Origin of the sequence: Amycolatopsis decaplanina DSM 44594, from assembly GCF_000342005.1 — a bacterium.
GTDB lineage: Bacteria > Actinomycetota > Actinomycetes > Mycobacteriales > Pseudonocardiaceae > Amycolatopsis > Amycolatopsis decaplanina.
Window position 1 is genome coordinate 66,195 of the sequence record NZ_AOHO01000078.1, and the last position, 18,638, is coordinate 84,832.

The following is an 18,638-nucleotide window of genomic DNA, read 5'->3' on the forward strand; positions in this document are numbered from 1 at the left end:
ATCTACTTGCGGTGGTTGCTCACGGGGGTCGTCCTCCTACAGATCGGGCTCGGCGATCTCGAAGTACTCCGGAAGCCGGGCGGTCCCGGCGAGGCCGAAGTACCGGACCTTCCGGCGGCGCCGCAGGTCCAGGGTGTCCCGGACGGCGTCGTTGTGCACGCGCCGCGCGATGACGACGCGGTGCTCGGCGTCGGTCAGTTCTTCGGCCAGCGATGGCTGCAAGGCCGTGCGGTCGACGCGCGCCAGCCGCAGTGTCAGTTCGCTTTCCTCCGCTTCGCGATCCGGCCTCGGCGCCCGCTCGGCACACTCGGCCAGCGTGCGCAGCTCCTCGTCGCCCAGTATCGCGGCGGCCGCCCTGGCGACGACGGCACGCCGGGCGAGGGCCGCGTCGAGGGCCGCCCAGCCCGCGTCGGTGCGGACGTGCAGCCTGTCCAGCCGATTCGCCGTCGCGAGCAGGAAAAGCCCTCCCAGCACCACGATCGCGGCCACCAGACCGCCGATCCACACCCAGGTCGTCATCGGCTGAACTCGCGTTCGCCCGCGCCGACCCGCCGGGGATCGGCGGCGATCGCCGTCTCGTACACCCGCAGGATCTGAGTGGTGACCACGGACCAGTCGAACATCGCGACCCGCTCCCCCGCGGCCGCCGCCAGCGACGCCCGGCGGGCCGGGTCTCCGAGCAGCTCGCGCAATCCGTCGGCCAGCGCCGCCGCGTCGCCCGTCTCGGTCAGCATCCCGGCCTTGCCGTCGTCGAGCACCCGGCGGAACGAGTCCAGCCCGCTCGCCAGTACCGGGGTGCCCGCCGCCATCGCCTCGGTGAGGATCATCCCGAAACTCTCGCCGCCCGTGTTCGGCGCGCAGTAGACGTCGACGCTGCGCAGCGCCCGCGCCTTCGTCTCGTCGTCGACCTGGCCGAGCAGGTCGATATGCGGCGCCAGCGCCGGCCCGGCTTCGCGCCGGAGCTGATCGGCGTCGCCGCGGCCGACGACCAGCAGCCGCAGCTCCTCGAACTCCGGCAGCAGTGTCCGCAACGCCTCCAGCAGGACCCCCATCCCCTTGCGGGGCTCGGTGTACCGCCCGACGAACCCGACGGTGCCGCCCGCTCGCGGATAACCGTCCAGCGGGAGCGCACGTGAGAAGAAGTCGACGTCGACGCCGTTGGGCACCTCGACCGCGTCACCGCCGGCGTGCTCGACCTGGACCCGGCGGGCCAGTGCCGAAACCGCGATCCGCGCGGTGATCTTCTCCAGCAGCGGCCGCAGTACCGGCTGGAACGCCGCCAGTGTCCGCGAACGCGTCGTCGCGGTGTGGAAGGTCGCCACGATCGGGCCGTCCGCGACCTTCAGCGCCAAGAGGGAAAGACTCGGCGCGGCCGGCTCGTGCAGGTGCAGGACGTCGAAGTCGCCGTCGCGGATCCACCGTCGTACCCGGGCGTAGGACACCGGGCCGAACTGCAGCCGCGCGACCGAGCCGTTGTACGGGATCCCGAGCGCCTTGCCGGCGGGGACGACGAAATCCGGGACGTCGGAGTCCTCGTCCGCCGGAGCGAGAACGGAGACCTGATGCCCGCGTGCCAGCAGTGCCTTCGCGAGGTCGATGACGTGTCCCTGCACACCGCCCGGCACGTCGAACGAGTACGGGCAGACGATCCCGATCTTCATGACCCGCGCCTGAGCCATCGGATCAGCTCGCCTCGCCGAGGTCGGCCTGTTCCCCGGCTTCGAAGTCGGAGAGCCAGAACTTCTGCATCATGTGCCAGTCGGCCGGATGCGCGGCGATGTCCCCGGCGAAGATGTCCGCCAGCGCCTGGGTGGCCGCCGGCACCTCGGACCGGTTCGTGACCCGGATCCGCGGGTGCAGCCGGATCTGCCAGCCGTCCTCGGTGAACCAGCAGCCCGCCGGGATCAGCGCGGCGCCGGTGGTGGCGGCCAGCCGGGCCGGTCCGCCCGGCATCCGGGTCTGCTCGCCGAAGAACTTGACCGGCACCCCGGAATTCGTCAGGTCCCTGTCCCCCACCAGGCAGATCGCCTTGTTCTCCCGCAGCCGCTTGAGCAGCACGCGCATCGCCGAACTGTCGCCCGTCAGCGGGACGATCTCGAAGCCGAGTGATTCCCGATAGGACACGAACCGCTGGTACAGCGATTCGGGTTTCAGCCGCTCCGCGACCGTGGTGAAACCGCCGAGATAGTCCGCGAGCCAGACGCCGGCCGCGTCCCAGTTCCCGCTGTGCGGCAGCGCCATCACCGCGCCGTTGCCCTCGGCGAGGGCGGCGTCGAGGTTCTCCACCCCGGTGATCGACTGGGCGACCTTGCGGCTGACCTCCTTGTGGTCCATCGAAGGCAGCCGGAACATTTCGTGCCAGTAGCGGGCGTAGGACCGCATCGCCCGGCGGGTCAGCTCGTCGAGTTCGACGCCGTCGGCCTGCGGCACCACCCTGGCGAGATTGCGCCGCAGCTGGCGCACGCCGCCGCCGTCCCGCCGGACGGCCAGGTCCGCGCCCAGTCCGAAGGTCACCGCGCCCATCGACTCCGGCAGCCAGCGCGCGAGCCGCCAGCCCGCCGCGTAGCCGAAGTCACCGAGCCGCTGGGAGAACCCGCTCATGCCCCGCCCTCCGCGGCGGGTGGCCCGGCCGCCTTGGCCGCCCTCGCCGCCTTGGCCACCGCGGCCGTCCGCTGCAGCAGGGTGATCACGGAAAGCACCGCGAGCAGCCAGAGCGCGATGTCCACGGTGTACGGAACGCCCAGACCATGCAATCCGGTTCCCACGAGGGCGATGATCAGGCGTTCCGCGCGTTCGACGAGCCCGCCGTCCGCCTCCAGCCCGGAAGCCTCGGCGCGGGCCTTGACGTACGAGATGACCTGCGCGAGCACCAGGCAGATCAACGCGGCGGCCGCGGCCGGGCGGTTGTCGTCGTGGACGAAACACCACCACGCGATCGCGGCGAACAACGCGCCGTCGACCAGCCTGTCGCAGGTCGCGTCGAGGACGGCTCCGAAGGCCGTGCCGTATCCGCGGGCGCGGGCCATCGCGCCGTCGAGCAGATCCAGCATCGCGAAGCCCCAGACGGTGAAGGTGCCCCACAGCAGCATGTCGTTGGGAAAGAACCCGAGGGCGCACAGCACCGCCCCGGCCGTGCCGATGACGGTCATCGCGTTCGGGGTCAGACCGGCACGCACGAGCACCTTCCCCATCGGGTCGGTGACGCGGGAAACGGAGGCGCGCGCGAAAATGTTGAGCATCGGTTCTTCAGGTGCACCTAAGCAGCAGGGTCGGGTGGCCGCCCGAAGCCTATCCACCCGCACCGGCGCCCGTCGTCGCGCCCGCCCCTGGACCGGCTCCCGGTCAGTCCGCTTTGGCCAGTTCGGCTGCGTCTTCGAGGTTCGCGAGAGTCTCTTCCCGCAGCGCCAGTTCCGCCTCGGCGGCGGCGCATCTCGGCGACAGCCGTCCCAGCACGGCGGCGCTGATCTCGCCGAGCGCCTTCACCTGTTCGGGGGTCAGCGGATCGAAGAGGCTCTCGCGGACGGCCTCGACGTGCCCGGGCGCGGCCTCCTCCAGCGCGGCGAAACCTTCGGCTGTGAGCACCGCCCAGGAACCGCGTTTGTCGGTGGGACAGGACTCACGGCGTACCCAGCCGTTCGCCTCGAGCCGCGCGACCGCGTGCGAGAGCCTGCTGCGCGACGCCTTGCGCGCGTCGGCGAGTTCGCTCATCCGCAGCCGCCGGTCCGGCGCCTCCGAAAGGGCGACGAGCACTTCGTAATAGGTGTGGGGCATGCCCGCCTCGTGCTGAAGCTGGCCCTCCAGATGCGCTTGCAGCATCCGCGTGGCCGCGGAGAAGTCGCGCCAGACTTTTTGCTCCTCGTCGGAGAGCCATCGGGGTTCGGACATGTCACCCATTCTACCCTTGGTTGAGCGCTCAACCAAATTGCGCTACAGTCATGGTTGAGCGCTCAACCAGACGAGGGTTCACCACGAACGCACACAGACTTTGGAGATCGACTTTCATGACCACCACCGAGATCCCGGGCTACGTCGCAGGCAAGTGGACGATCGACACCGCCCACTCCGACATCGCCTACACCGTGAAGCACCTCGGCCTGGCGAAGTCCCGGGGCAACTTCACCGCCTTCACCGGTGAGGTCGTCACCGCCGACAACATCCTCGACTCGTCGGTCACCGTCGAGATCGACGCCTCGTCGGTCGCCAGCGGTGTCGACGGGCGCGACACGCACCTCAAGTCCGAGGACTTCTTCCACGTCGACGAGCACCCGGTCATCACCTTCCGCTCGACCGGTATCCGCAAGGACGGCGGCGACTACGTCATCGACGGCGAGCTCACCTGGCGCGGCAAGACCGTCCCGGTCTCGCTCGAGGCCGAGTTCAACGGCATCGGCACCAACCCGGCCAACGACAACGCCACCACCATCGGTGTCTCGGCCACCGCCACCGTGAACCGCCGCGACTTCGGCATCGGACCGGAGGGCAACGCCTTCCTGTCCGAGAAGGTCAAGATCGACATCGAGCTGCAGGCCGCGCTCAACGCCTGAGGCCCCCGCAAGTACGTGAAGGCCCCCTTCATTGCGTCCAGCGCAATGAAGGGGGCCTTCACGTACTTCAAGACAGCGCCCAAGCGCGGCCCGGAGCTACCAGGCGCCGGCCAGCAACTGCCGCGTCTCCCCCAGCAACTGCGGCAGCACCTTCGTATGCCCGATCACCGGCATGAAGTTCGCGTCGCCGCCCCACCTCGGCACCACGTGCTGGTGCAGATGCGCGGCGATTCCCGCGCCGGCGATCACGCCTTGGTTCATCCCGATGTTGAACCCGTGCGCCGACGAAACCTCCCGGATCACCCGCATCGCGTGCTGGGTGAACTCCGCCACCTCGACGGTCTCTTCCGCCGTCAGATCCGTGTAGTCCGCGACATGGCGGTACGGGACGGCCATCAGATGACCGGGGTTGTACGGGTACAGGTTCAGCACCGCGTACACCGTCTTTCCGCGTGCGAGGATCAGCGCGTCCTCGTCGCTCTTCTCGGGAAGGCGGCAGAACGGACAGCCCTCGTCGGGCTTCTTCGACCCCTGCACGTAGGCGAGCCGATGCGGGGTCCACAGGCGCTGCAACGCGTCCGGGATCCCCACACCGTCCTGTCCGACGACTTCAGGGCCATCGGGGCCCGTCACCGGAGTACCGCCTCCAAGCCCGCCACGGTCGGCGAAGCGTTCTCGCGACGCTGGACCCAGCCGGCGATCGCCTCGACCGCGTCGGCCACCGGGACACCGTTGATCTGGCCGCCGTCACGGAACCGGAACGACACCGCGCCCGCCTCGACGTCCTTCGCGCCCGCCAGGAGCATGAAGGGCACCTTCTGCGTGGTGTGGGTGCGGATCTTCTTCTGCATCCGGTCGTCGCCCGCGTCGACGTTGACCCGGATCCCCTTGGCCCGCAGCGCCTTCTCGACCCCGCGCAGGTGCTCGACCTGGTCCTCGGTGATCGGGATGCCGACCACCTGGACGGGTGAAAGCCACGCCGGGAACGCGCCCGCGTAGTGCTCGGTCAGCACACCGAAGAACCGCTCGATCGAGCCGAACAGCGCGCGGTGGATCATCACCGGACGCTGTCGGCTGCCATCGCCCGCGGTGTACTCCAGTTCGAACTTCTCGGGCAGCATGAAGTCCAGCTGGATGGTCGACATCTGCCAGGTGCGGCCCAGCGCGTCCTTCGCCTGCACGGAGATCTTAGGCCCGTAGAACGCGGCGCCACCGGGATCCGGCACCAGTTCCAGTCCGGAGTCCACGGCGGCGGTGCGCAGCACCTCGGTCGCCTCGGCCCAGACCTCTTCGGAGCCGATGTACTTCTCCTCGTTCCGAGTGGACAGTTCGAGGTAGAAGTCGTCGAGACCGTAGTCGCGCAACAGGTTCAGCACGAAGTCCAAAAGGGACTTCAGCTCGCCGGGGACCTGCTCCAGGGTGCAGAAGATGTGCGCGTCGTCCTGCGTCATGCCGCGCACGCGGGTCAGGCCGTGGATCACGCCGGACTTCTCGTAGCGGTACACGGAACCGAACTCGAACATCCGCAGCGGCAGTTCCCGGTAGGAACGCCCGCGCGAACGGAAGATCAGGTCGTGGAACGGGCAGTTCATCGGCTTGAGGTAGTAGTCCTGCCCTGGTTTGCGGACCGAACCGTCCTCGTTGTGCTCGGCGTCGAGGTGCATCGCCGGGTACATGCCGTCGCGGTACCAGTCGAGGTGGCCGGAGGTCTCGAAGAGCGCGCCCTTGGTGATGTGCGGCGAGTAGACGAAGTCGTACCCGGCTTCGACGTGCCGCTGGCGCGAGTAGTTCTCCATCTCCTGCCGGATGATCCCGCCCTTGGGGTGGAACACCGGCAGCCCCGAGCCGATCTCGTCCGGGAAGGAGAACAGGTCCAGCTCGACACCGAGCTTGCGGTGGTCGCGCCGCTCGGCCTCGGCGAGCCGTTCCAGGTAGACGTCCTGTGCCTCGGCGGATTCCCATGCGGTGCCGTAGATCCGCTGCAGCTGCGGGTTCTTGTCGTCACCGCGCCAGTACGCGGCGGCGACCCGGGTGAGCTTGAACGCCGGGATGAACTTGGTGGTCGGCACGTGCGGGCCGCGGCAGAGGTCGCTCCACACACGCTCCTTGGTGCGCGGGTCGAGGTTGTCGTAGATGGTCAGCTCGCCGCCGCCGACCTCCATCACCTCACTGGTGTCCACTGTGGAGTCTTCGGACTTGATGTCGACCAGTTCGAGCTTGAACGGCTCGTCGGCCAGTTCCTTCTTCGCCTCGTCGACCGAGTCGAAGACGCGGCGGGAGAACTGCTGCGCACCCTTCACGATCTGCTTCATGCGCTTCTCGAGCGCCTGCAGGTCTTCCGGGGTGAACGGGGTGTCGACGGCGAAGTCGTAGTAGAAACCGTCCTTGACCGGCGGGCCGATACCGAGCTTCGCCTGCGGGAACTGCTGCTGCACGGCCTGGGCGAGCACGTGGGCGGCCGAGTGGCGGATGACGCTGCGGCCATCCTCGGTGTCGGCGGCGACGGCCTCGACCTCGACGTCGGATTCCGGCGCCCAGGCCAGATCACGAAGGTTGCCCTCGGCGTCGCGCACGACGACGATGGTGTCCGGCCCCTTGGTCGGCAGCCCGGCCTCGCGGACCGCGGAGCCCGCCGTAGTGCCCGCCGGTACCACCACGCGCGGGGCGGTTGCGGCTGCTACTGACGACGGCTGGGACACGATGGACTCCTCGCGGTGGAAGTGGATGGTTCCCGTGATGTTAGTCGTCAGGTGCGGCGCGGCTCACGCGCATTACCCCTAACACCACGAAGGCCTCCTTCCCATCGGAAGAAGGCCTTCGCGTATCGAGGAACGAGGTCAGACGGTCTCGACGACCTCGTCGAAGTCCAGCCGCGGCAGGCGGTCGTACCAGGGGTTCTCGCCCGGCTTGCCGACGTTGATCACGACGAGGGACTTCCACGGCTTGTCCGCGAAGAACTCCTTGTCGATGCCTTCGGCGTCGAAGCCGGTCATCGGGCCGGCGGCCAGCCCGGCGGCGCGGACGCCGATGATGAAGTAGCCGACCTGCAGCAGCGCGTTGAGCTTGGCGGTCTCGACGCGGCCCGCCTCGTCGGCGAACAGGTCCTTGGCGCCCGGGAAGTGCGGGAACGTGCGCGGCAGGTTCTCGTGGAACTCGGTGTCGGCGGCCAGCACGACGGTCACCGGCGCGGCCTCGGTCTTGGCGCGGTTGCCCTCGGACATCAGCGGGGCGAGACGCTTCTTGCCCTCTTCGGTGCGGATCACCAGCGCGCGAAGCGGCTGGTTGTTCATCGACGTCGGGGCCCATTTGACCAGCTCGTAGATCGCGCGGATCTGCTCGTCGGTCACCGGCTCGTCGCTGAAGCTGTTCGCGGTGCGGGCCTCGCGGAACAACAGGTCCTGAACGTCCTGCGGGAGGTTCAAGGCTTCGGTCGGCTCAACGCTGGTGGTCATGGGTGGATCTTCCTTCCGTACGCGTCCTTGTACTCGCCTCAACCTAGTTGAGCGCTGAACTATTTCTCGCTCAACTACCTCTGAGTGTGGGTCCGGTCACAGGAAGGCGTCAGTAGGCACCCCGTCCCTGCACCACGGCACGGAAGGTCTTCCAGAGGATCACCAGATCGAGGGCGAGGGACCAGTCCTCGACGTAGCGCAGATCGAGGCGGATGCTCTCGGCCCAGCTGAGGTCACTGCGCCCGCTGACCTGCCAGAGGCCGGTCAGCCCCGGCTTGACCAGGAGACGGCGGCGCGCGTCGGGGGCGTACTTCACGGTCTCTTCGGGCAGCGGCGGACGGGGGCCGACGAGAGACATCCGCCCGCTCACGACGTTGAGCAACTGCGGCAGTTCGTCGAGCGAGTACCGGCGAAGCAGGCCGCCGACCCGGGTGACCCGAGGGTCGTTGCGCATCTTGAACAGCGGGCCCGCGCCTTCGTTGTCCGCCTGGAGATCCTGCTTGAGCTTGTCCGCGTTCGTGACCATCGTGCGGAACTTCAGCATCGTGAAGGTGTGACCGTCACGGCCGACGCGACGCTGCCGGTAGATCACCGGGCCGCGGTCGTCGAGCTTGATCGCGACAGCGATCGCCAGCAGCAGCGGCGAAAAGAGGGTGAGGAGCAGAGCGGAACCGAACCGGTCGAGCGCTTCCTTGACCAGGCGGCGGCCGCCGGTGAACATCGGCGCGGTGACCCGCAGCAGCGGCATGCCGAGCACACCGGAGACGTTCAGCCGGGGACCGGCGACCTCCATCAGCATCGGCGCGACCACCATCTCGGCCGAGGTTCCTTCGAGGTCCCAAGCGAGCCGCTGGAGGCGTTTCGGGTTCCAGTGCTGATCGGCGGTCACGGCGACGACCCGGTAGCCACCGCGGCGGACGTGGCCCGCGAGGTCGTCGAGCTTCCCGACGATCGGGACGCCTTCCACCTCACCGCTCCCCCGTTCCGCGCCCGCACCGGAATATGTGCAGACGGCTTCCACCCGCCAGCCGACATGGGGATCCGCCTTGGTGCGGGCGATCAGGTCGGCGACCGTGTCGGGACTTCCCGCCGCGAGCACCGGCAGCAGGCACTCGCCGAACCGTCTGCGCCGGTGCAGCACCTGTCTCAGCGCGTACCGCTGCAGGAACATGAAGACCGAGATCATCGGGACGACGATGAAAACCCACGGTTGCACGGCGAGCGCACCGAAGAGCAGACCGCCCAGCGCGACGAGAACGGCGGTGGCCACCAGGCCACGCCCCAGCGTCCGATACTCCTCCGCACCCTCGCCCAGCACGCGCGGGCTCCAGGCACGGCAGACCGACAACCCGAACAGGAAGGCGGCCGCGGTACCGAGCGCGTGCATGTCGTGCGGATCGGATCGATCGATCAAGAAGGCGCTCATCATGATGAGCGCGAACGCGGTGAAAACGTCACTACCGATGACCCATGCGCGGTAGCGCGATTCCCAAGCCGCGTAAGGCGGCCGCGCCGACGTGGTGTCGATCGTGGGGACATCGCCCGCCCCCCTTTGCGGGGGAAGCGGGATCGACTGAAGGTCGATGTACTGCGGCGTCCCGTTGACGGTGGACGACGGCCGCACCGACTCTTCCATCAGACCTCCCGGAGTGGGGATTCCCGAACGCCAGATCAACACGCTGAGTAAATGAGAGCGATCTCGAAGAGTGATCGATTCTCAAGGTCTCTCAGCGGCCGATGGGGCGACACACGCCAAGGTATCGGCCACTCTCCTGCCATCGTTACAAGGATTTCCAGCCACAGCCTTGGCCGGCATCCGGCAAATGAATCCCATGTTGATAACAAGATGATGACGATGCGTAATAGACCGTATCCGCCGAACAACTACTCAAAGTAGTCACGAATTCCCGGCCTTCCCGACCACTCGGAGCACCGCGCCCCCGTTCGGCCGAACAGCCGAAAACTCCACAGTGGACGGTCCGCGCGAGTCGATCCCCGGCCGGTCCACTGTGGATTTCACGGCTTCGCCGGGCCGCGGCGCGGCGGGCGCGCCCACCGCGAGCCGATCTACCTTGTCAATCGGTCACGGGAGTGGCGTTTCGTCACATCACGTCAGCGTCACGGCGACCCCGCCACCGGAGCCGGACGGGTGAGCCGTCCCGACCACCTCCACATGGTCTGAACCTTTCGCGGGACGGTTCGTGCCGAGGATCACAAAGAAGTCTCGATGATCGATTCATGCGACATTTTCGCGGCGCGACGCGACGTCTCCGATGAATGTCCACACCGGCCGGAACGACACGCTTCGAGGAACAAGGATCCGGCGGCGCCCCGCGGCCGCCACCGAGCCCGGTGGACCCGGCCGCGCCGGGCGCGCCACCCGCGACGGCAGAAGTGCCGCCCCCACATAACCCGCGTCCGACCTGGGGATCGAATGCTGCCGGACGGCTCATCGCCGAGGGCGCCCCGAGAATGAATGAAGGCCCTGGACCACTGGTCCAGGGCCTTCATTCGGTGGGCGATACTGGGATCGAACCAGTGACCTCTTCGGTGTGAACGAAGCGCTCTCCCGCTGAGCTAATCGCCCGCTCGCGGTGTCCGCCGACTCTACCCCACGACTTTAGAGGGCCTGCAAACGGGTGGTTCCCTCCGACCACACTCCGCTCACCAGCAAATACGGAGCGAACAACCACGAGCTAGCCGGGGTTGTCACGACCGGGGGGCGCCCGTGACGCGTTTCGACATTCATGCGACGGTGCTATCGCGCGACGACTAAACCGCGCAGTATGTACATGTGGACTGCCTGCAGGGCGCATGTAGGGCTGCGCGTCGCGCGGGTGATGATGGGGTGACGGAGCATGCCCCGGGGTCCGATGACCCCGTCCGGGTGATCTGCGGCAAAACCGCGTTCCGATCAGCCGGCCGATGCGTCACATCATCGCCACTCGGTTCGACCGGGCCGGGAAGGAGACGAAGGGTAGGACGATGCGCAACGATCACGTGACGCTCCGCTCGACGGCGGTGTTCGACCTCCTGGCACCGCGGACCCCCGCGGTTCCGGTCAAGGTGGAACTGCGATACGACACACGCGACCCGTACGCGGTCGTGGCCGCCTTCCGCACCGGCCGCGCCGGCTGGGTCGAGTGGGTTTACGCGCGCGATCTCCTCGCGGACGGCCTCCTGGCCGACGCGGGCGATGGCGACGTACGCATCCGCCCCTCCGTCGAAGACCCCGAGTCCGTTCTCATCGAACTGAACTCGCCGTCCGGGCACGCCATGTTCGAGGCGTCCGCTCAGGAGCTGGCCGACTTCCTCGACCGGACCTACGACGTCGTACTGCCGGGCAACGAGCACCTGTGGGTCGACGTCGACGACGCCCTGACCCACCTGATCCCCAACGATCTGGCCTGATGACGGCCTTGCGAACAGCAAGTGGCACCCCGGTTGCAGGACCGTTTTCCGGATCGGATAGTGTTCACACACACCACGGCGACGGGGTGAGGGAAAGAACCGCGAGTTTCTGACCTCCACCCGAACCGAGGATGTGCGGATGTAGCGCAGCTGGTAGCGCATCACCTTGCCAAGGTGAGGGTCGCGGGTTCGAATCCCGTCATCCGCTCGGAAGGCCCTCTCGGGCCTGACACGGTGGAGTGGCCGAGAGGCGAGGCAACGGCCTGCAAAGCCGTGTACACGGGTTCGAATCCCGTCTCCACCTCGCGCGATTAGCTCAGCGGGAGAGCGCTTCCCTGACACGGAAGAGGTCACTGGTTCAATCCCAGTATCGCGCACCATCTGTTTTCGCAGGTCAGAAGCCCTGTCCCTCCTCAGAGGGGCGGGGCTTCAGTCGTTCAATGGCGATAGCCTTCGGGGCCGTCTCCAACTGCCCATCACGGAACGTGGCGTGGAGGCGCGGGAACCACTCCCCCAGCTTCGTCCGCTCACTCGGGGTGAGCGCGACCAGCGAGCCGATCCACCGGGTCTCGAGCGCTTGCAAGATCTGACGGCGCATCAACGGAGTCACGTGGTCGTAGACCTTCGCGATGCCCTTCATCTTCTGACCGAGCCGGGCTCTGCGGGCGACCTCGGGGATGCCGTCCTCGGCCAGCCAGGTGCTGTGGCTGTGCCGCCCTTCGTGGGAGGTGAACGTCGGCAGGATCGGCTGCACCACTTCCGCAGACCGCGTGTGTTCAGCGTCACTGCCATCCCAGACCGGACGCCAGTAGCGGTTGCGGAAGTTCGACCGCCGCAGCGGTGCGCCTTCCGCGCTGCAGAGCACGAACGGGAAGTTGTGGCTGTCGATCAGCTCTACGTAGAAGACCGCGATACTCGGTGGCAATTCCACGCTCCGCGTGCCCGCCGGAGTCTTGGTCCGGCCCTTCTTCGCGCGGCCACCCTGTCGTCGCGGTGTCACCGGACGGGTCGGCCGCGGCCCGAGATCAGCGAGCCGTGACGTGTCGATCTGACGGCCACCCTTAAACAGGCGTCCGCCGATCTCCTTCAAGGGCTCGCGGATCTGGATCGCGAGCGCCTCGGTGTCGTACTCGTGGCGTTGCTGACCGACCAACTCTCCCGACCGGGAATCGGTGTAGAAGTCGAGCAACCCGCGAGCGAACCCCGCGAGGCCTAGTACTCCAGCTGTAGATCGTGATGGTGCTGGGTGGCCCGGTGGGATGGGTGCGGCCACCACGGTGATCATGGGTGTTTGTGAGGACAACTCAAGATCATGTGGTGGCCGCGGCTGTCAGCGTAGACGTTGTGCGGTGGCAGGCGTTGCTAGGTGAGGGTTTAGGTCGTGTCGCGGGCCGGTTCGCGCGGGTGGAGCCGCGTCGGCGGGCGGGTCGGTTCGTGGCGGGTCTGTTGTCGGGGCTGTCGCGGGTGAATTGCTGGACGATCGCCGAGCGGGTCGGGGACCGGACCCCGGACGAGGTACGAGCAGCTTCCACCCAGGCTGACAAGCGCCCTGACCTGCAGATTTCCGCTACTGTAGAGCTGCCACGTCGCGGCCGCCGCCGCATGGGAGGCCTCGCGTGAGTGCCGTCTCCCTCCGGATCCAGTGCGCGTGCACCGCCCTGGTTGCCCTCGGCGCCGCCTACGCCTCCTACATCCACGGACGCCAATTCGCCCTCCGCTTCGGAGCCGACACGACGACCGCGTCCATCTGGCCCCTCATCGTCGACGGCCTTCTCACCACGGCGACCGTCGAACTGTGGAAACCGAACCGCGACGGCTCCAGCCGGTGGCCGACCTGGGCCGCTTTCCTCTTCGACATCTCGCTGTCGCTCTGCGCGAACATCGGCTCGGCGCCGGTAACCAGCGCACTCGGTGTCGCCGTCGCGGCTTGCCCACCCCTTGCCCTGCTGCTAGCCGTCGAACTTCTAAACCGTGCCCTCAAACGCCACCGCACCGAACCCGTAGCCCCAAAACCTGAGGTGTCCGCACAAGGTCCCGTGGTCCCCTCCGCTCGACAGACTTCGGACGCATCGAGTCCGGTGGTCCCTCTGACAGCCGAACAGCGAATGTGGAACCACTATGTGGCGGAACAGGAGTTAGGACGGACACCCTCCGGCGCCGATCTCGACCGGGTCGCCGGGACGCATAACTACGGCCGCAGGGTTCTCCGAAAGTGGCAAACCAAGGGCGTGCTCGCGCCCTCTGCTACCGGCCCCGCCACCGGGGTTTCGTCCGCCTCGATGACCGGATAGCGCTGGCGGGTCTCGCGGGACATGCGATGATGGACAGCGATGACCAGTTGGAGGGGAGGTGACTGTGGCAACAGCAGAGATCATCACAGAAATGGTCCGTGCACATACACACGGTGACGACATTCGGTGGCTGAACCTACTGAAGCAGTTGATCGCGGCGGAGTCACGCGCAGGCCACACCCGCCAAGCCGCCCGGCTGAGGGAGCTACTGTCCGAAGCCAAGGATGCCGATTTCAGCAAGACCGGGGCACGACGGCCCATCCAGCTCGCCCGGCCACCTCGCGATCTCGCTGACGTCCTCGACATCCGCTACAGCGAAATCAGCCTAGGCGAACTCGTTCTGCCGTCCGGCCTGCGCGCGAACGTGCAACGAGTCCTGGACGAACAACGGATGTCCGGCAGGCTCGCCGAGCACGGCTTGCGTGCCCGCCGAAGGCTTCTGCTGCACGGCCCGCCCGGTTGCGGCAAGACCATGGCCGCATACGCACTGGCAGGGGAACTGAAGCTCCCTCTGGCCCGAGTCAGGCTCGAAGTACTGTTCAACCGTTACCTGGGTGAAACCGCGGCCACGCTGACCGACATCTTCCAGCATATCGGCCGTGTTCGGGCCGTGTATCTGTTCGACGAGTTCGACGCGCTGGGCAAGCACCGCGGAGACGAGTTCGACGTCGGTGAAGCCAAACGCGTTGTGGGCACGTTTCTTCAGTTGCTGGACGCCGATGAAAGCGACAGCCTGATCGTGGCCGCCACCAACATCGGAGGCGCACTCGATCACGCACTTCTGCGTCGTTTCGACGATGTGCTCGAGTTTCCCCCACCGGACTCCGAAGGCCTGACGACCCTGCTGCGTCGCCTGCTTCGGTCCGTACCGCTCGACGACGCCGCCGTGGGCAACCTCGTCAGAGAAGCCCACGGGCTCTCCTTCGCTCAGGTTCGCGCCGCCGTGGACAACGCGCGAAAGGCCGCGATTCTCGCCGATCAGGAGTACCCCGCGTACGACGAGATCAGGACCGAACTGATGTCCCGTACCCGGGAGGGCAGTCTGTGACGGATCCAGCATGATTCGGACAGGGCTCCCACTGCTCAGGGTCAGCCGCGCGGCCGAGGAAGCCTACCGGGCGTTCGGTGGTGGCAAACGTCGCCCGCCACCCGCCCGGACTCGGCAACAGCATGCGGCGAGGTTGCTCCGTTCACTGGATGCAATCGAGGGAAGGCAGATAATTCCGGCCCCCGGAAGCGAAGGCCGGCTGATCACGGCCACCGGTTCATCAGACTTGAGCAAGTACGCGGACAGCCTGGGCGACAAGTCGTCATCCGCGGTACTGGTCTCCATCGACCAAGGACAGGCGCTAGTGCACGTCCGGACGGACGCCCGAGCGCTTCGCCGCAAGATCGAACAGTACCGGGACAAGACCACCAAGTCCGGAGCGCCTTCCAACGAGCCACTCATAGCACGCATCGACTCCCTCCGTGTCCCCACACTGGCCGATCTGAGCTTGGGTGAGTTCAGCGCCGACGACATCGACGACAACACCTCGTACTGGGTGGAGCTGTGGACACGCGGCGGCAGCCTCGACTCAGCTCACGACAGGGAGCGGGTACGACAGGAGATCCACTGGCTCGCTCAACTGGGCGGTCACCATGGATCTCCGACGCGGTTCGAAGGAGCCGAGCGAGACATCTTCCTGGCCCGTCTCTCCGGAAACGTCCTTTCCGAACTCCCGAGCCTGGTTCCCGAGGTCTACGAAGTCCACCTCGCTCAACGTGTACGACTCGTCGAAGCATTGCTGCAGGGTGAAGCATCGGCCTCACCTCCTGTAGCAGTCGGCGAACCACCGACAGACGCGACCGTGGTCGCCGTGCACGACACCGGGATCAGCCCGGCACATCCGTACCTACGGCCGATCTTGCTGGGAAGCGGCAGCGTGGTACCCGGTGAGCCGGACGCGGCGGACCGTCACGGGCACGGCACCGCTATGTCCGGTATCGCCGCGTACCCGGACTATCTGCAAGGAATTGCGGCAGGCTTGCTGAATCCCCGGATCAAGCTGATCGGCATGCGCCTCATACCCACCCCCACCAGCGGTCCACAGGACGACGACCCGGAACTTTGGGCGGAGCGTACGGAGAACTCCGTCGTCGAGGCCGAGAATCTCGCGAACGGCCACAATGTGGTCCACAGCCTCAGTGTCGGAGCGGACAACCCGACCGCACTCCGCACGGCGTGGTCGATCGGGGTCGACCGGCTCGCCTGGAACGACGGGCGAGGACGGCTGATCGTCGTCGCCGCAGGCAACGTACCCAACGACCGGCTTGCCACGGTGGCCGAGGACTATCCCACCGTGAACTTGGGCGAACCGATCTGCCAGCCGGCTCAAGCGTGGAATGCGCTCACCGTCGGCGGCTATACCGGTCTTGCGGGTCCTGCCGCCCAGGGCACTGGCTCTTATCCTGCTCCGTTGGCACCGTCGGGTGGTCTGAGCCCCTACGCCAGCACGGACGTGGGTGGTAGCGCTCGGCCGATCAAACCCGACATCGTGAAAGAGGCAGGCAATACGGCTCCAGGGGGCGGTCTGCCGAACACGGGAGCACAGCACCTGTCGTTGTGGACGACGAGTTATCGGCACGGTAGTGGCGAACTGAGCACCCAGGTCTGGGCCACCAGTCCGGCCGCGGCGTCGGCCGCTGCCGACCTCGCGACGCTCGCGCGCTTGCATCCCGGCCTGGGAGCCTCCGCTTTACGCGCCCTGTATGTACACAGCGCACGCTGGACACCTGCCATGATGGCCCAGTTCAGCGACCGCAAAGACCGGTTGCGCGCGGTCGGCTACGGTGTCCCGGATCTTCGCCTGGCCAGTGGTGCGGACAGCAACCGTCCGGTCTTCGTTCACGAAGGCGCCCTCGCCCCGGGCCGCAGGCAAGCTCACCTGCTGCGGGTACCACTGCCCCAACAGGTTCTCAACGACAACGCCGAGACACCGGTACGGCTGACCGTCACGCTCGCCTATTTCGTCGAACCCACCGAAACGCTCGATATCCGCCGCTACGCGGGCGGAAAACTCAAATGGGAGATGCAGGGGCCTCTCGAAAGCGAGGACCAGATGCGGCGCAGAATCAACGCGCTCGCACGAAGCACGGGAACGAGCAAGGCCAAGACCAGCGGATACAACTGGACGGTCGGGTCACTGCACCGCGCCCGCGGCACGGTGCAGCATGACTGCCTGGATCTGACGGCCAGGTGAACTCGTGGGCGACCGGCTGATCGCCATCTATCCGGCATTGGGCTGGTGGGAAGACCATGACCGCACCAGGCATCTCCGGATTCCGTATGCAATGGTCGTCAGCGTCGACTTCGGGGCAGCGGACGTGGACATCTACAACGCGGTCCAGATCAGCACGACGGCCAGCGTATCCGTCTGATCATCCCCGGTGCCGGGGCGCACGCCCGACTCACCTGGTGGCGAGCGCGACGGCGGCGACAAGCGCGGAGAGCGTCGTGGCCATGGCGCTCACGGCAGCGGCCGAATTGGCCGTGTTACCCCAGAACCGGCCGAAGAGTTCGCCCCACTTACTGGCCCGGAACGCCATCTTCATTTTCTGCCATTTGTGCTCACGCAGGGAGCACCCCAGCAGCAGGCCGGAAGAGTTTCGGCGGCAACCGTTCCCGTCGCGCGTCGTCGCCATACACCACGAGGGCGCGGCGAAGAGCATGTAGAGCAAGGTCAGCGACGAAGCGATCAGAATGAACGCGGCGCTCATGTTCCCCGATGCCCAGCCGTACACGATGACCGGCAAGAGAACATACCCGAAATACCGGCCGATGAACCCCGGCTTCCTTTTCCGTTTCCTCCCCATGCATTCCATGTTAATGCGGTTTTCGCGACATGAAAGCGCCTGATTGTGTGCGCCGGCAGCGGAATCAGTCACCGAGCAGCAAAACACAACAGTAGGATTGGTTCCGTCGCACCGGACCACCGACCCGAGCGGGCTAGTCACCGACACGCACAGTGGCGCCCGCCCGGAAGATCGCCTGACGAGACGTCGCGGACCATTGCGGAACCGCGCAGGATCATGGCGTACCGCTCCTGGAGGTCGTGCTCGGCTTGCGCCCGGGCAGTACACCGAGGTCGTAGGCCCGATCCCTGCCTTGGATCAGGTGCATCACCGATTTGTTGACACCCGTCGCCGTCAGGATGGTCGTGGCCCTGCGCGGCATTTCGGAGTCGAGACCGAGGAAATGCCGCCCCATGCCGAGGATGGTGGTCTGGTGTAGTACTTGCCCTAGACCCCGATCACCGCGCCGGTGCTGTTCGGGTCATTGTGAAGCCTCCGGCAACGATCGGCCACGTCCCGGCGGAGCACCAAGACATCCGCCTCGTGGGCCACCTTGCTCGTCCCGATCACGGCGACACCGGCCCCCAGGTGGTTCAGCACCACGTGGGATGTTCTCAGACCGGAGCCACGAGGTACGACGGTTTCGCCCGACAGCGAGCTCCCCTGTTCTCGAGAAAATCCGTTTGCACCGAACCGGGACAGTCACCGGCTCCGGGATTTGTCATATCCCGTCCGTCGCAGCGCGAGTCGCCCCCGTTACGCAGATCCGGCAGTGCCTTGTCCCTCGCAGTATCGTCAACTCGGCACGTTCAGGTGACGATCCCGTCAAGCCTGTAACCCCAGCGCGGTCGCTCTCGATCACTCAGCGAAGCATGACGAAACGTCGCCGGACGGCGATGCGACCTGGGAGGTTTCTTGGCAGGGCTGATCGCAGTGCTGGTGATCGCGTTCCTGGGCGTGCTGGCGATCATCGTCGTGCTGACCTGGAAGGCTCTTCAGCCATCGGCCGCCAGGACAGCCCGCACCCCGCCGGCGCCTCCTCGGCCGACGTCTCCCGCACCAGTGCTGGATCATCGCCCGCCTCACAGCCACGTCGTGCAGCCGCC

Annotated in this window: 18 protein-coding genes, 4 tRNA genes and 1 pseudogene; 10 read left to right on the plus strand and 13 right to left on the minus strand. The window is 66.9% G+C overall.

Translation table 11 applies throughout. The features are described from left to right. Positions 1-36 precede the first annotated feature (36 nt). The 5 genes from H074_RS35580 to H074_RS35600 form a co-directional block, all read right to left on the minus strand. Positions 37-519, minus strand: coding sequence for a hypothetical protein (locus tag H074_RS35580; protein WP_007034943.1), 483 nt, complete (start codon positions 517-519; stop codon positions 37-39). Next, positions 516-1,661 (minus strand): glycosyltransferase family 4 protein, encoded by a 1,146-nt coding sequence (locus H074_RS35585; RefSeq protein WP_039924251.1) that lies wholly within the window; start codon positions 1,659-1,661, stop codon positions 516-518. The genes H074_RS35580 and H074_RS35585 overlap by 4 nt, the downstream gene beginning before the upstream one ends. A gap of 22 nt (positions 1,662-1,683) precedes the next feature. Continuing rightward, on the minus strand, positions 1,684-2,601 hold the full coding sequence (locus H074_RS35590; protein WP_007034945.1) for a phosphatidylinositol mannoside acyltransferase: 918 nt from the start codon (positions 2,599-2,601) through the stop codon (positions 1,684-1,686). Continuing rightward, complete coding sequence (gene pgsA, locus H074_RS35595; RefSeq protein WP_007034946.1) at positions 2,598-3,239, minus strand: phosphatidylinositol phosphate synthase; 642 nt, start codon at positions 3,237-3,239, stop codon at positions 2,598-2,600. The genes H074_RS35590 and pgsA overlap by 4 nt, the downstream gene beginning before the upstream one ends. Positions 3,240-3,342: 103 nt before the next feature. Beyond that, positions 3,343-3,885, minus strand: coding sequence for a MarR family winged helix-turn-helix transcriptional regulator (locus H074_RS35600; RefSeq protein WP_007034947.1), 543 nt, complete (start codon positions 3,883-3,885; stop codon positions 3,343-3,345). A 116-nt stretch (positions 3,886-4,001) separates the two neighbouring features. Between H074_RS35600 and H074_RS35605 the strand changes: the two genes are divergently transcribed. Next, the gene (locus H074_RS35605) at positions 4,002-4,544 is read left to right on the plus strand and encodes a YceI family protein (RefSeq protein WP_007034948.1); all 543 of its coding nucleotides are present in this window, start codon (positions 4,002-4,004) and stop codon (positions 4,542-4,544) included. Between the two features lie 96 nt (positions 4,545-4,640). On the opposite strand, the gene H074_RS35610 is transcribed toward H074_RS35605, so the two are convergent. The 5 genes from H074_RS35610 to H074_RS35630 all read right to left on the minus strand — a co-directional run bounded on the left by H074_RS35610 (position 4,641) and on the right by H074_RS35630 (position 10,583). Continuing rightward, positions 4,641-5,177: an HIT family protein gene (locus H074_RS35610; RefSeq protein WP_007034949.1), complete on the minus strand. Its 537-nt coding sequence runs from the start codon at positions 5,175-5,177 to the stop codon at positions 4,641-4,643. Next, on the minus strand, positions 5,174-7,201 hold the full coding sequence (gene thrS, locus H074_RS35615) for a threonine--tRNA ligase (RefSeq protein WP_007034950.1): 2,028 nt from the start codon (positions 7,199-7,201) through the stop codon (positions 5,174-5,176). Before thrS ends, H074_RS35610 begins: the two co-directional genes overlap by 4 nt. A 180-nt stretch (positions 7,202-7,381) precedes the next feature. Further along, entirely contained in the window at positions 7,382-7,996 is a 615-nt protein-coding gene (locus H074_RS35620; RefSeq protein WP_007034951.1) for a malonic semialdehyde reductase, read from the minus strand. A gap of 109 nt (positions 7,997-8,105) precedes the next feature. After that, positions 8,106-9,632: a sugar transferase gene (locus H074_RS35625; RefSeq protein WP_007034952.1), complete on the minus strand. Its 1,527-nt coding sequence runs from the start codon at positions 9,630-9,632 to the stop codon at positions 8,106-8,108. An 879-nt stretch (positions 9,633-10,511) separates the two neighbouring features. After that, a tRNA-Val gene (locus H074_RS35630) sits at positions 10,512-10,583 on the minus strand. Between the two features lie 398 nt (positions 10,584-10,981). Between H074_RS35630 and H074_RS35635 the strand changes: the two genes are divergently transcribed. The 4 genes from H074_RS35635 (at position 10,982) to H074_RS35650 (ending at position 11,787) form a co-directional block, all read left to right on the plus strand. Beyond that, the gene (locus H074_RS35635; RefSeq protein WP_005159130.1) at positions 10,982-11,407 is read left to right on the plus strand and encodes an SsgA family sporulation/cell division regulator; all 426 of its coding nucleotides are present in this window, start codon (positions 10,982-10,984) and stop codon (positions 11,405-11,407) included. Between the two features lie 135 nt (positions 11,408-11,542). Next, a tRNA-Gly gene (locus H074_RS35640) sits at positions 11,543-11,615 on the plus strand. Positions 11,616-11,640: 25 nt separating this feature from the next. Continuing rightward, a tRNA-Cys gene (locus H074_RS35645) sits at positions 11,641-11,711 on the plus strand. A gap of 1 nt (position 11,712) precedes the next feature. Next, a tRNA-Val gene (locus H074_RS35650) sits at positions 11,713-11,787 on the plus strand. 14 nt (positions 11,788-11,801) lie between these two features. On the opposite strand, the gene H074_RS35655 is transcribed toward H074_RS35650, so the two are convergent. Next, a complete protein-coding gene (locus tag H074_RS35655; protein WP_007034954.1) occupies positions 11,802-12,596 on the minus strand; it encodes a site-specific integrase in 795 nt (264 codons plus the stop codon). Positions 12,597-12,751: 155 nt separating this feature from the next. Between H074_RS35655 and H074_RS41840 the strand changes: the two are divergent. The 5 genes and pseudogenes from H074_RS41840 to H074_RS40865 form a co-directional block, all read left to right on the plus strand. Next, a pseudogene (locus H074_RS41840) lies at positions 12,752-12,946 on the plus strand (IS701 family transposase); the annotation flags it as partial. 77 nt (positions 12,947-13,023) lie between these two features. Further along, positions 13,024-13,698, plus strand: a complete 675-nt coding sequence (locus H074_RS39760; RefSeq protein WP_235096961.1) for a DUF2637 domain-containing protein — start codon at positions 13,024-13,026, stop codon at positions 13,696-13,698. Positions 13,699-13,762: 64 nt separating this feature from the next. Next, positions 13,763-14,746 (plus strand): AAA family ATPase, encoded by a 984-nt coding sequence (locus H074_RS35665; protein ID WP_039924218.1) that lies wholly within the window; start codon positions 13,763-13,765, stop codon positions 14,744-14,746. Between the two features lie 226 nt (positions 14,747-14,972). Further along, positions 14,973-16,940, plus strand: coding sequence for a S8 family peptidase (locus H074_RS35670; RefSeq protein ID WP_039924219.1), 1,968 nt, complete (start codon positions 14,973-14,975; stop codon positions 16,938-16,940). 4 nt (positions 16,941-16,944) lie between these two features. Next, positions 16,945-17,118 carry a hypothetical protein gene (locus H074_RS40865; protein ID WP_161630722.1) on the plus strand — a complete coding sequence of 58 codons (174 nt, stop codon included), beginning with the start codon at positions 16,945-16,947 and terminating at the stop codon, positions 17,116-17,118. Positions 17,119-17,148: 30 nt separating this feature from the next. Here the strand turns inward: H074_RS40865 and H074_RS35675 are convergent, their stop codons facing one another. After that, positions 17,149-17,553, minus strand: coding sequence for a hypothetical protein (locus H074_RS35675; protein ID WP_007034959.1), 405 nt, complete (start codon positions 17,551-17,553; stop codon positions 17,149-17,151). Between the two features lie 214 nt (positions 17,554-17,767). After that, on the minus strand, positions 17,768-17,947 hold the full coding sequence (locus H074_RS40520) for a hypothetical protein (RefSeq protein WP_152521558.1): 180 nt from the start codon (positions 17,945-17,947) through the stop codon (positions 17,768-17,770). Between the last annotated feature and the right edge of the window lie 691 nt (positions 17,948-18,638).

What these genes read in the sequence shown, in the direction of transcription:
- H074_RS35580 (WP_007034943.1), bottom strand. Translation starts at nt 519, where the DNA reads ATGACGACCTGGGTGTGGATCGGCGGTCTGGTGGCCGCGATCGTGGTG.
- H074_RS35585 (WP_039924251.1), bottom strand. Translation starts at nt 1,661, where the DNA reads ATGAAGATCGGGATCGTCTGCCCGTACTCGTTCGACGTGCCGGGCGGT.
- H074_RS35590 (WP_007034945.1), bottom strand. Translation starts at nt 2,601, where the DNA reads ATGAGCGGGTTCTCCCAGCGGCTCGGTGACTTCGGCTACGCGGCGGGC.
- pgsA (WP_007034946.1), bottom strand. Translation starts at nt 3,239, where the DNA reads ATGCTCAACATTTTCGCGCGCGCCTCCGTTTCCCGCGTCACCGACCCG.
- H074_RS35600 (WP_007034947.1), bottom strand. Translation starts at nt 3,885, where the DNA reads ATGTCCGAACCCCGATGGCTCTCCGACGAGGAGCAAAAAGTCTGGCGC.
- H074_RS35605 (WP_007034948.1), top strand. Translation starts at nt 4,002, where the DNA reads ATGACCACCACCGAGATCCCGGGCTACGTCGCAGGCAAGTGGACGATC.
- H074_RS35620 (WP_007034951.1), bottom strand. Translation starts at nt 7,996, where the DNA reads ATGACCACCAGCGTTGAGCCGACCGAAGCCTTGAACCTCCCGCAGGAC.
- H074_RS35625 (WP_007034952.1), bottom strand. Translation starts at nt 9,632, where the DNA reads ATGGAAGAGTCGGTGCGGCCGTCGTCCACCGTCAACGGGACGCCGCAG.
- H074_RS35635 (WP_005159130.1), top strand. Translation starts at nt 10,982, where the DNA reads ATGCGCAACGATCACGTGACGCTCCGCTCGACGGCGGTGTTCGACCTC.
- H074_RS35675 (WP_007034959.1), bottom strand. Translation starts at nt 17,553, where the DNA reads ATGGGGAGGAAACGGAAAAGGAAGCCGGGGTTCATCGGCCGGTATTTC.
- H074_RS40520 (WP_152521558.1), bottom strand. Translation starts at nt 17,947, where the DNA reads ATGGGGCGGCATTTCCTCGGTCTCGACTCCGAAATGCCGCGCAGGGCC.